At 34.5% G+C, this 13,299-nt stretch carries 8 protein-coding genes; 1 reads left to right on the plus strand and 7 read right to left on the minus strand.

Features of this window, described 5'->3' with window-relative positions:
* Position 1: 1 nt before the first annotated feature.
* The 7 genes from csm4 to CYAN10605_RS06175 all read right to left on the minus strand — a co-directional run bounded on the left by csm4 (position 2) and on the right by CYAN10605_RS06175 (position 10,028).
* On the minus strand, positions 2-1,081 hold the full coding sequence (gene csm4, locus CYAN10605_RS06145; RefSeq protein WP_015219075.1) for a type III-A CRISPR-associated RAMP protein Csm4: 1,080 nt from the start codon (positions 1,079-1,081) through the stop codon (positions 2-4).
* Positions 1,082-1,250: 169 nt separating this feature from the next.
* Positions 1,251-2,201: a type III-A CRISPR-associated RAMP protein Csm3 gene (gene csm3, locus CYAN10605_RS06150; protein ID WP_015219076.1), complete on the minus strand. Its 951-nt coding sequence runs from the start codon at positions 2,199-2,201 to the stop codon at positions 1,251-1,253.
* Between the two features lie 3 nt (positions 2,202-2,204).
* Positions 2,205-2,735, minus strand: coding sequence for a type III-A CRISPR-associated protein Csm2 (gene csm2, locus CYAN10605_RS06155; protein ID WP_015219077.1), 531 nt, complete (start codon positions 2,733-2,735; stop codon positions 2,205-2,207).
* A gap of 143 nt (positions 2,736-2,878) precedes the next feature.
* Positions 2,879-5,128, minus strand: coding sequence for a type III-A CRISPR-associated protein Cas10/Csm1 (cas10, locus tag CYAN10605_RS06160; RefSeq protein WP_015219078.1), 2,250 nt, complete (start codon positions 5,126-5,128; stop codon positions 2,879-2,881).
* 306 nt (positions 5,129-5,434) lie between these two features.
* Positions 5,435-7,420 (minus strand): NAD(P)/FAD-dependent oxidoreductase, encoded by a 1,986-nt coding sequence (locus CYAN10605_RS06165; protein WP_015219079.1) that lies wholly within the window; start codon positions 7,418-7,420, stop codon positions 5,435-5,437.
* Positions 7,421-7,622: 202 nt separating this feature from the next.
* Positions 7,623-8,495, minus strand: coding sequence for a bifunctional methylenetetrahydrofolate dehydrogenase/methenyltetrahydrofolate cyclohydrolase FolD (gene folD, locus CYAN10605_RS06170; protein WP_015219080.1), 873 nt, complete (start codon positions 8,493-8,495; stop codon positions 7,623-7,625).
* Positions 8,496-8,711: 216 nt separating this feature from the next.
* A complete protein-coding gene (locus CYAN10605_RS06175; protein ID WP_015219081.1) occupies positions 8,712-10,028 on the minus strand; it encodes a TIGR03279 family radical SAM protein in 1,317 nt (438 codons plus the stop codon).
* 379 nt (positions 10,029-10,407) lie between these two features.
* Between CYAN10605_RS06175 and uvrA the strand changes: the two genes are divergently transcribed.
* Positions 10,408-13,296 carry an excinuclease ABC subunit UvrA gene (gene uvrA / locus CYAN10605_RS06180; protein WP_015219082.1) on the plus strand — a complete coding sequence of 963 codons (2,889 nt, stop codon included), beginning with the start codon at positions 10,408-10,410 and terminating at the stop codon, positions 13,294-13,296.
* Positions 13,297-13,299: the final 3 nt, after the last annotated feature.

Consider the following 13,299-nt stretch of genomic DNA (forward strand, 5'->3'; position numbering starts at 1 on the left):
ATTATTCAGAGATAGAAGTTAATTGGACTTGAATGGGCAAAGAAAGACTAATACCACTGCGATAAACTTTATGAACTTTTTTGAAATCGCTAGGGGTGACATCTGCTAATTCCCCTTGAGGGATAGTGGAAAATACTGAACCTTCTGTAAACATTCGTACCATCTTCCGTCTTAGTTGTCGCCCTGAAAAAGGTGAGCCTATCCATCCTCCTCTTTCTTGAATTTCATAGTAGCTTTTATCGATAATTTCTGAAGAAATAGAAGAATTCCAAAATAGACTAATTAAACTGTATAAATCTCCCTGATTAAAGTTAATAACATCTTGCCATTGGGGAGGCAATTCTAACCATTCGGGGGTAAATCTTCCCGCACCACTGGATTTTTCTCCACCGATACCCTCTTCTGCCAAAAGGTGTAAAGCGGCGCATATTTTTATTTCTAATTCTTTTGTATTTTCAGCAAAATTAATCAGAAAATATAATCCAGAATATTCCTTTTCATCTTGGTAATTGTACTGTACAAAACCCGTGTGATAAAAATTGGTGCTACTATCATTTCTATCGATTGCTACCTTGGGATTTTTCTTAATTTCAAAATTATTTTGATAATCAAATACCCCTTGTTGTGCTAAGTAATTATGACTATTATTTTTTCCTTGAGTTTTACTTGTTAATTCTTCTATATCATCTTGAGTAAAATCTGCTTTTTGATACCATTTTTGCCAGATTGTCAAGGGTAAATGTTTAAGTTTTTTGTAGGTTTTAGTAAAAGCTAAATCGTCCTTAATGGGATAGTTTTTAGGAAATAATAAAGGTTTGGGTAGATAGTAAGTAAATTTATCTTGATTACGATGATAAATAAAAGTAGAACTATGGCGAAATAAATGAGGATTTTGATTAATTTGGTTCAATAAATCTTCAACTTCTTTTTTGCCAAATAAACGAGCGTAGGAGGTAATTAAAGCACTAAATAAAGTATCCGATTTGACTCTTTCTTGGGTTTCTTCTAAACCTATACCAACTTCGCCGAAATGAGCTAAATTTTTAGTAAAATTAAGATGAATTAGTTTCCAATTAGACATGATTTATTTGTAAAATTTTTCTCTCAAGCAGGAAAAATGTTTAAGTTGAGTTACTTTTCTATTTATTTGCACTTTTGTCAGATTAAAAACCTAATGATATAGGTATTTTTTGCGTAATTTTGTAAAAAACTTCATAGCAAAAAGGCTCAATAAATTAAGCTACTACAAGCTAATTTTGTTTCGGATTTAACAATCCTTTTACATCTTGAAATCTCTCTAATAAATTATCTGTATTATCAATATTATCCAGAAGAAATTTATCCTCTTGTTTCTTTGTAATAGCTTGACGATAAAAGTCAAGAGTGCGATATTTTATGTTAAAGTTAGTAAAGTTTATTTTGCCATATCCCCTTGAACCATGCCCCCCTAGGGCATCATCTTCCAGAATTTTAAGTGCGATCGCAATATTCTCTAAGTCTTTTTCTACCTGAGTTTCATCCTCTACCGTATAAACAATTTCAAACTCAAATACAGAACCTGCGGGAATACGCTCCACTTGACGGGGATTGGCGGCGGAAGTGACTCGATCGATGCCATTTTCAAATTTCCACTCGGTCATATATAAGCCCGTGTCAATATTTTGCAGACGTTGAGCCGAATCGGCTTTTAAATGAGCATCTCGGACAATTAATCTAGCACTGTAGTTGCGCCCCTTGATTTTGGCATACTCTTTCCCTTCAATGGTTTTTGTCTGTTTATAATCGAGTTGTTGACTATCGGCAACAGTCTTTTCTATCCAACAATCTTTGCCCGTTGAACCAAAAACCCGACTTAATTCACAGTGTTTTGCTCCTTCAAACTTTACTAAATTACCTTGCACATCACTATAACCATCTTCTGTATCATCACTTTCGTAGCGATAGGTACCACTACCACCGGAGCGATTTAGGGGTTTATTTAGCATTCTCTCTAAAAGTGAGCGTAATTTACCTTTCATGGATGAACCGGGTAAATATGGTTGTAGGGTTATCGGATCTCGAATAACAGATTTATCTAAGCCTCCTATGTCAAGATTTTCAGCACCACCACCAATATGTAAACCAGTTTTAACAAGAATGTCACTTTTAATGATAATTTTACCTAATAAATTTCTTTGGGGCTTGTCGATAACTTGTGCCATGATTTATTTTCCTCCTGCGGCTTTATGATAGGCAATAATAGATTCGATGAATTGAACTAAACGCTCGAAATCATCTAATGATTGAACTTTATCGATGACTTGTGCCATAACCTCACTCAAAGGTTTAGCGGCATCCACTCTAGCGGCGGCGTAGGCTAATTTGGGTTTTAGTAAGACAATTTCGGGTTCAACTAATCGAAATAATTGGGCTTTATCCTCATTTTCTCCTGCTTGAGTTAGTTTAACTTTAAGACGATTTATTGCGTCTAAAAACTTACGAATTTGGTTGGTTTCTAACCGTTGATTTTTTAAATATCTACCAAATTCTTCCGAATGTTTAACTAAATCTCGGATGGGATATTCTTTAAATGTTTCTGTGTTTTTTAAACTATTTAAAATTGTCTGAGTGCTTGTCATATTTGTCTGTTTTTGACCCTCACTTTTATTCTGACTATTATTATTTTTGTTAGAATTTTGCGTTTTTTGAGTTATATTACCCCGATTTGGTGGTTGGTTTAACCTTGGTTTATCCATTATTTATTTTTTTATCAAAGACCAATATATTTCTAAATTTAATCCAATAGTAAAAACAATCGAATCGTTAATTCAATTATCTGGTATTGGTATTTTTTTATATATTTTTTTATTAATTAATTTGGACATTATTTTCCCCCTTTTTATGATGAACGATTTAATAATTCTAACCAAATTGCGATCGCACGGTAATAACGGGAATTATAAGGGCTTTTTAAAGAAGTTTTAATAGGTTCAAATTGAGGATGATTTATAACCTCATTAGGTAATCTAGTCAAGGTATAAGCTATTTTTGGTAAGTGTAAAAAATATTTTAAATCATCTATTTCCTCTTTATAAATAAGACCTGTTTTTCTTTTTTGTGCTTCTTTAATTTTTTGTTCTTGTATTTTAGCCGTTGCCAATAAATTCTGAATAAAATTACGAGAATAACTATTATTTATTTTCTGTAAACTATCCACAATAGGTTTAACACCAAACAAACTTAAATAAACATCACCCCCTAAATATTCTCTTAAATTATCTAATCTTTCTAACTGATTAACATGAATATCTTTTTTACCTAGCCATTCTTCCCACTTAAAAACTTCCCCAAATAAACCCAAACTATCACGGCCATTTCCCTTAGCTTTTTCTTCCGCTTCTCCTGATTCATTTGCTGATTGATAAAGAGGATATTTCGCCCCAGCAAAACTAATTCCCGCCGATAAAGTAACGCTAGGATTATAACCAGTATATTTCCGAAAAGATTGATAAATTTCAAAAGCAAAATCTATAACTTCATTCCAAACGCCACTGATAAATAAATCATCTCCCCCAGCGTAGATAAATAACAAATTATAATTTTTTTCTGTTGCTAAAGTATTAAGATAAACTTTAAAAAAATAGGTCATTTGACGGGATAAACTAGCCAAACGAGGTAAATTTAATTTCTCACCTAACCCTTGAGCAAAAATCTTGCCTAAGTTATCAACATCCATGCGTAAATAAGCAACTCGCCCAATTTTTCCTGAATTTTCTGCGATTTTCACCATTTCGCCCGCAGACATGAAACCCGATTCATTTTCTAATTCTGTTTTTTTGCCGTAATTACCTAGTAAAATAGGCTCAATTTTTTCATTTTTATAATTACTTAAATCCCAATTGTTAATTAAAAAAATTGTCTCTGCATTAACGAGAGATAAAGCCTTATTAATATTTTCATAGAGATAGTATTCATAACCGGGTAAAACAATTTTATTTACCCTTTCAGTGCGATCAAAACCTTTATTCTTTGCTCTTTTTGCTCGAACAATAGCCTTAATTTTAAATAGACGACTACCTAAATCAAACATGGTGCGACACACCCAACAAGCAGAGGAAGAATAAGCATCATGAGGATTTAAAGGCTTCAACTTGAGTTGGTCATCTCGATGGCAAACTTGACAAGATTCATAACTAGGTTGGGGTGTTAAAAAATCTCTAATTTGATTACTAAATTTTTGCTGTTTTTGTTTTCCTAATTTTTTGGGAATTTTTTGCCAATATTCAGACAATTTATCATTGCTTAAACTATCCACTGGTAAAGTTACATAGTCTAAAGCAAGAAACATTTTTCCTTGATAGCTTTTACTAAACCAATCATTAAAACGAGCTTTAATAATATTAGTTATTCGTTTATTTTCTTCATGATTATTATTGGTTAGAATATACAAATTTCCTCCTCCTGCATAAATAACATTAGTAAGAGGTAAATTCAATTCTGTTAATAATTGTTGAGTGATTTCCGTTGTCACTAATTCAAGGAAAAAACTTCTAGCTCGTAAAGATTTTAAAGCACCATCAGCAGAAATTGTATAGATAAATTTTTGAATTCCTGATAAATCTCCTCCAATCAAACCAATACTATCGGCGGAGGGATTATTTTTTAGACTAACGGCTATCATGACGATAGATTTCACAAAATCACTATAAGCAATGTCATTGTCTCCATAACTAACATAAGAGCCTATTTTTTCTAAACAGAGATTCAATAAAGACAAATTATTTAAATCTTCCTCATTCAAGTTACCAATTATTTCTTTTACTTGTTTTTTAAAATTGCTAATGTCGGGAATTTCTAATGCGGGTAATTCTAAAATGGGGGATTCGTTTTTAATGATAGAAGGCGGTAAATAATGGACATTTTCTTGTCGCTTATAACCTTGAAGATGAATGGAGTCAAAAAGTAAATTCAAGGGTTTAAATTCTGATTCATTTTGCCATGACATCACTTCTTTTGCCCGAATAATTGCTTGATGTTGCATTAATGGCAGTGAGGGAAAATCCAACTCCAACCACTGGGCTAGTTTCTTTATTCCTTCTTGCAAAACAGAAAGGGCGATTGAATGACTTGTTACTTCTTTATTTTCCATTAATTCTTGTTGTGTGTAAAAAAAAATAGGATGTGATTTTTAAGAAGTTATTTAATGTTGGCTATCATCTTCAGGGTTAAGAAAACTCAAGAATACTACTTGAATATTAAAATAGTTGGATTAAATTTCAATATAAATGTAATATTTCTTAAAAGAAACTGAGTTAGATGTAAGAATGGGGCTTTCTAAGAGGCTTCTAGTTTTTTTGGGAATAAGGGAAAGGGAAAAGGGGGGATGAGGTGATGATGGGAAGGAGAGAAAAAGGCTATTGTTAAGGTTAAGGAGAGCATATGCACTCCCTATTGATTATTTTTTTGGTAAGTTGGATGCAAATACTTTGAGGTTAAACCATAGTTTCGGGTTATATTCTGGTAGCCATGATTCTTGAGAGGCTAACCATTGGGGAAACCAAGGGCTAAATAAAAAGTTTTTGAACGCATCAATAGTAAAGTTAAAATAAGAGCCTAACCATTTAAAAATATCTTTATTTCCTGCCATTTGCCAAATCCACAGGAGAAGGGGAGGATTCTGACTAGCCGCTTTTAGTGCTAATCTGTTAAAAGTTAGCCAATCTGTGCGATCCTTAATAAAGGTATCTGCTGTTTCAGGCTCCGAGGCAAGTAAACCAAAGAATGTATTTAACATAGAGTTAATTCTTTGAGGTGGCAAGGTTTTATGGGTAGGCACCATCATCCCTTTGGAAAACATCCAAGTAACGGCTATATTGCTTTGATATGCCTGAATTTGATTCAATGATTCTCCATCTAGCAGGTTATATTTTAAGGCTATGTCTAAAAGATTGGTTAATTTGCCTAAATTTCGCACTAATGAGCCAAATCCTGTAAAAATCAAGGGAGACTGCACTGATGCTGCATCTCCAATACATAAAATGCGATCGCATCCTATTTTTCGATCATCTTTAGAAACGGTGAAGCGCCCCGGAATGTAACCGAAAGTAGGTTTTTTCCAAGTTAATTTATCCAGATCACAACGACGATATTCTGGTAAAATCGAGAAGAAATCCTCATACATTTCTAGTAATGAGCCGGGGTTATCAGGATGGACTTGATGATAGTGGAATAAATAAATTGTTACCTCCTTACCTTCGGCGGGGAATAATTCCCAAATCAACTGTCTTCCTCTTGAAATATCCCCATGAGAAAATAAAACATCCCCATAGTCAAAATCCCACACTTCAGGCTCAAATCCTTCAACAATAGCACCAACAGTAGGGCAAACACTATCAAAAGTCTTATCTCCTGCCAATTGCCAAGCAATAGGGGAAGCAGTGCCCATGGCATCAATTAATAATCTTCCCGTGGCTTCTTTTTCCTCTCCTGTTGGGGAATAAGTCGTATTTACTGTGACTAAATCTTTGCCAATAGTGACTCGATTAAACTCCGTCTCTTCCCAAATATCCGCCCCATATTGCTTTAATTTTTGTCCACATAAAGTTAACAACCTGCTGGTATCAATGGCAATATTTAAAACCTTGGGAGTATGCAAAACTTTAGCTTTTAAATTACTAGGATTATGGGCATCAAAAAACTTACTAAAACCGTCTTTATATTCAGCCGCAATAATTGATTCAAATTCTTTTTTTGTAAATAAACCATTATCGATTAAAACTTGAAACTCTTCCCGTGAAATATTCCACTCTCGGTTCATTCTGCCAAATTTTAAGCGTTCAATTAATAAAACGTGGTAGCCTAGTTTCGCCATTAAAGCGGCATGAATTGCACCTAAAGCACCTCCTACATAGATTAAATCATAATCTGCTTTACCTGTAGTTTTATCTTTAAAGATAACTTGTTTAGGAGTTAAATTAATATTTTTATCTTTATTTTTAACACTTTCACGCCAATTTTTTTCCCACCAATAAGCCCGTTTTAAATCATATTCTCCTTGGGGCATTTTTTGAAAATATTTAACAGTTTTAGGGTAGTAAGATTCAAGAGCTGAAAAGATGTTATTTTGATTTAAGTCAATGTCGGGTAAGGAGGGATAATAAGGAGGAAATTGAGCCTTAATTGCTTTTTCAAATTCTTTTTTGATTTTATTTTCTGCTAATACTTGTTTTTCTCCCCAACGAAAGATTTTTAAATATGTAGTTCTCTGTAATCCCCAAACAAAAATTGATAAGTGATGATTGTCAGCTAATTCTAAGCGGATACCATCAGAAGTGTTAACTTTTTTACCCACACTGGGTTGCCAAGTATTATGCAACCACTGACAAACTATATTAGGATTGGGTTGAGAGACTTCTATATATAAAATTTCTGTAACTTTCATTGCTAAGAGATATTTTAATTAATATTTATCAAGATTTTATGATTATTAATTAATTATCTCTAATTGATGGTGTTTTTTGCTATTCGTTAACTACTCCTCAAACTTTTGGGTTGTGTTAGGCACAGTGAAAAGAGAAAAGTTGATGTAGGAAAAGGCAAAGGGTAAAAATTGAAATAAATGCGTTTTAGCTTACTTCCATCATTTAATTTTTTTCCACACGATTCAAATAACTGTCATAGGTATTTTGTAATAACATTGCCACTGTCATGGGTCCCACGCCTCCGGGTACAGGAGTAATATAACTTGCTACTTCTTTAACTTGCTCATAGGCAACATCACCCACTAAATATCCTTTTCCGTCTTCGGTTTCTAAGCGATTAATTCCCACATCAATTACTACCGCAGAGGGTTTAACCATATCGGCGGTAATCATTTCTGGCTTTCCAACGGCGGCAATTAAAATATCGGCTTCACGGGTGACGGCGGCTAGATTTTCTGTGCGAGAATGGGCAATAGTAACCGTAGCGTTTTTTTCTAATAGCATCAAAGCAAGAGGTTTACCAACTAATATGCTTCTACCAACCACAACGGCTTTTTTTCCTTCTAAATCAATATTATTATCCGCTAAGATTTCCATAACTCCTGCGGGAGTGCAACTTCTTAAACCTTTTTCTCCTCTTACTAATTTCCCTAAATTCTCTGGATGTAAGCCGTCTGCATCTTTTTCTGGGGCGATTTTATGAAGTAAGCCAACCGCATCAAATTTTTCTGGTAAGGGTAATTGTACCAATATACCATCTACATTGCGATCGCAGTTTAATTCTTCAATGACATTTTCTAATTCTTTTTGAGACACCGTATCAGGAAAGTGTTTGCCGAAAGATTCCATACCTATTTTCTGACAGGCTTTTTCCTTGTTTCTCACATAAACTGCACTAGCAGGATTATCTCCCACCATCAAAACAGCTAATCCGGGGCGTCTATTTTTTATTGCTACTTGTTTTTCAATGTCAGCTTGTAAACGGGATTGAATTTTTTTTGCTAAGTTTTTACCGTCTAAAATTTGAGCTACCATATCGTGATCAATATTATATTTACTAAATCAAATATACTTGAAAATATATAGTCATTCTACTTTTTTATTTCACCTGACACCTTTTCCCTTTTTCAACTAGCAATTTATCACGACGAGAAGTAATAGAGCCAGTTTTTAAAAGTGTCTCAAAGTTAATTGAAGTAACTATAAAATTTGGTCTTTTATTATTGAAAAATCCTCTGTTGCTTATCCAAACTAACTAATAGCGATGTCTATTAATTGATTAATATCTTTAACAGTATAAATTTTTGTTGTCAATTTTTGTTCTAATTCTTCAATCGTCATATCATCCAAGAATTTTTTTTCATCATGCTTCAGCATTAAAGAAGGTAAAAGAATCTGTTTATTTATGTTCTCTTTTTCTAAATGATATAGTAAATCTTGACCAGTTAAAAGACCTGTGACTGTAATTTCTTGTCCCCAATAAATACTATTAAATGCTCTTAATTCTACTGTTAAATTTTCTACTTGATTAAGTCTTTTTACTAATGGTTGAAAAGCTGTTTCTACTGCATTTCCCACTATCCAAATAAACTCTTTTTTTTGTTCAATTTTACTAGGTAATTTAGCCTCAGCAATCATTCCAAATTCTTTAATAAATTGACGAATTGAGCCTACACCGTTGCCAATTTGAGGATAATCTTCGTAATGAGATTCTGGTGGCAATTCTTCTTGGGCAATTAAAAACCATTCATCGGCTAACCATGCAAAAGTTGAACCTGATTTTTCTCTAAATTTCTCTTGTAATTGTTGCACTTGTTTAATTACTTCTCTTGCTTTTTCCCTACTAACAGGGATTAATTCATCTTTATCCGGGCGAAATTTTGTTAAGCCAACAGGCACAACTGCTGTACTAATTACCGCAGGAATATCTCCATTATGGAAAGAAAATAAATCCTGTAATGTTGTCGTTAAATGTTCACCATCATTTATATTAGGACAAACTACTACTTGAGCGTGAATCTGCAATCTTTTTTCTTCAAACCAAGCCAGTTGTTTTTTAATTTCTCCTGCCCGTTGATTTTTTAATAAATGACTCCGAATTTCTGGTTCAGTAGCATGAACTGATACATAAAGAGGGGATAAGCGCATTTGCTCAATTCTTGACCATTCTTTAGCAGTTAAATTAGTTAATGTTAAATAACTACCATAAAGAAAACTAAGGCGATAATCATCATCTTTGAGGTAAAGGGTTTCTCTTTTACCGGGGGGTTGTTGATCAATAAAACAAAAAGGACATTTATTATTACATTGAATTAAACCATCAAAAAGGGCTGTTTCAAACTCTAATCCTAAGTCTTCATCATAGTCTTTTTCTATCTCAATAAGGTGATTTTTTCCCCATTTATCCACTACTTCTATTTCTAAATATTCATCGGCACACAAAAACTGATAATCAATTAAATCTCTAGGTTTTATACCATTAATACTAACTATTTTATCTCCTATTTCAAAACCAATTTCAGATGCGATCGAATCTGGTATTATATGACTGATAGATGCTGATTTCATTCCCTTTAATTCTGTAGATAAAAAAGCTGTACTGATAATATTTTATCTTTAAATTAAACCTTTTGCTCAAACAAATATTACTGTTGAGGGTATTGAACTAGTAAGGATTTATTGTTAGTTTTGAAGGGTTATGCTAAATTAAGTGAGAGATAAAATTTTAATTATCATATTTTCAACAGAGTAAATTTTCAGTTTTACTGCTCAAAAATAATGCTCATGGTTACATATTCATCTTTATTTGCTTCTTATTGGTGAAGACTATCTAATTATTTAGAATATACATAATAAAACAGGGGCATAATAGGATTATGCCCCAAGCAATTAGCAATTAGTAATTAACTTTAATTATAAATTATAATGCAAAAAAAAAAAGGGTCAAATGTCCTCAAAAATAGTTATTCGTGGCGCAAGGCAACATAATCTTAAAAATATTGATTTAGAATTACCCCGCAATAAGTTAATCGTATTCACTGGGGTATCTGGTAGTGGCAAATCATCCCTTGCTTTTGATACCATTTTTGCAGAAGGACAACGCAGATATGTTGAGTCACTCAGTGCCTATGCTCGTCAATTTCTAGGACAATTAGATAAACCCGATGTGGATAGTATTGAAGGCTTATCCCCTGCTATTTCCATTGATCAAAAATCCACTTCCCATAATCCTCGCTCAACGGTAGGCACAGTTACGGAAATTTATGACTATCTACGGTTACTCTATGGTAGAGCAGGAGTACCTCATTGCCCCCATTGTGGTCATTCTATCGCTCCTGAAACCATTGACCAAATGTGCGATCGCATCTTAAGTTTACCTGAGAAGACAAAGATACATCTATTAGCCCCTGTTGTCAGAGGAAAGAAAGGGAATCATCACCAATTATTATCTAGTTTACGCTCTCAGGGCTTCGTGAGGGTGAAAATCAATGGAGAAATTAGGGAATTAGGAGATAATATCGAGTTAAAGCCCCAATCAAAGCATAATATCAGTGTTGTGGTTGACCGTCTCGTAGTTAAGGCTAGTATTCAAGAAAGACTCGCTGATTCTCTTTCTACTTGTTTGAAGTTAGCGGAAGGAATTGCCATAGTCGAGATTTTGGACAAAGGAAATGCCCAGAATACCATTGATAACTTCAATATAGCAGAAAATGATCCCTCCCAGTCCCCTTTAATAAGGGGGGAGTTTTCGGAGAGTGACTTAATAAGAGGAGAATTTCCTGATGAGATTGTTTTTTCAGAAAACTTTGCTTGTCCTACTCATGGAGCGGTAATGGAGGAGTTATCTCCCCGTCTTTTTTCCTTTAATTCTCCCTATGGTGCTTGTAGTCATTGTCATGGTTTGGGTAGTTTAAGGCAGTTTTCTCCTGATTTAGTCATACCAGATCCCAATGCTCCTGTCAAAGATGCCATTGCACCTTGGGCGGAAAAAGATAATCCCTATTATGCGTCTCTATTGGAATACTTAGCAAAGGAATATAAGTTTAAACTGACTCAATCTTGGTCAAGTTTAACAGAAAAGCAACAGCATATCATTCTCTATGGTGATCAAGAAATTTTACAGGTACAATATGGCTACTATCGGGGAGTTATTCCCATGCTCGAAAAAACCTATCAGGAAACCAACTCAGATTTAATTAAACAAAAATTAGAGCAGTATTTAGAGTATCAAACCTGTGAAGTGTGTCACGGTAAAAGACTTAAACCCGAAGCCCTTGCCGTTAAATTAGGACAATATTCCATCTATGATTTAACCAGTGTTTCTATCGCCGAAGCCCTACAACGTATCGACAAGATTCAACTCACTCCCAAACAAGCTCAAATCGGCGAATTAGCCCTCAAAGAAATCAAAGACCGTTTAAAATTTCTCCTTGACGTAGGTTTGGATTACCTAAGTCTCGATCGCACTGCCATGACTTTATCAGGAGGAGAAGCCCAACGCATCCGTTTAGCCACTCAAATTGGTTCAGGCTTAACAGGAGTATTGTATGTATTAGATGAACCTAGTATCGGTTTGCATCAACGGGACAATGATCGCCTCTTAGCTACCCTGAAAAAATTAAGAGATCTTCAGAATACACTTATAATTGTAGAACATGATGAGGATACGATCAAGAGTGCAGACCACATCGTCGATATTGGACCAAAAGCAGGTATTCACGGAGGAGATATTGTCTGTCAAGGCAATTTAAAACAACTAGTTAACAGTAAAGAATCCCTAACTGGGGCGTATTTATCGGGCAGAAGAAAGATTGAAATTCCCTCCACTCGCAGAGAAGGTAACGGTAAATCTCTTATTTTGAAAAACTGTCATCGTAACAACCTCAAAAATATTGATGTAGAGATACCTTTAGGTAAATTTGTCTGTGTCACGGGGGTATCTGGTAGTGGTAAATCTACCCTCGTCAATGAGTTACTCTATCCCTCTTTGCAACATTATCTCAGTCGTCGTGTGCCTTTTCCTAAACAGTTAGACTCCTTAGAAGGCATCGAAGCAGTCGATAAAGTTATTGTAATCGATCAATCTCCCATTGGACGCACACCTCGATCGAATCCTGCTACTTATACAGGAGTTTTTGATGTGATTCGGGAATTATTTGCTCAAACCATCGAAGCCAAAGCAAGGGGATATAAAGCAGGAAGATTCTCTTTTAATGTCAAAGGTGGTAGGTGTGAAGCCTGCGGTGGGCAAGGAGTTAACGTTATCTCTATGAATTTCTTACCTGATGTTTATGTCCAATGTGATGTGTGTAAAGGTGCAAGATATAACCGTGAAACTCTCCAAGTTAAGTATAAGGGAAATTCGATCGCCGATGTCTTAAATATGACCGTAGAGGAAGCCTTAAAAGTATTTGAGAATATTCCCCGCGCGGTAAATCGTTTACAAACCCTTGTGGATGTAGGCTTAACTTATGTCAAATTAGGGCAGTCTGCACCCACTTTATCAGGAGGAGAAGCCCAACGGGTAAAATTGGCAACGGAATTATCTCGCCGCGCTACAGGTAAAACCATTTATTTGATCGATGAGCCGACTACTGGTTTATCATTTTATGATGTTCACCACTTATTAAATGTCTTGCAAAAATTGGCAGACAAAGGTAATTCTATCATTGTTATTGAGCATAATTTAGATGTGATTAAATGTGCGGATTGGATTATTGATTTAGGCTTGGAAGGGGGAGATAAAGGAGGGGAAATAGTCGCTATTGGGATACCTGAAGATATTGCAAAATCGAAAAAATCTTACCTCGCAAAATATCTTAAAAAATTATTGTAAAAT

The organism is Cyanobacterium aponinum PCC 10605 (assembly GCF_000317675.1).
GTDB lineage: Bacteria > Cyanobacteriota > Cyanobacteriia > Cyanobacteriales > Cyanobacteriaceae > PCC-10605.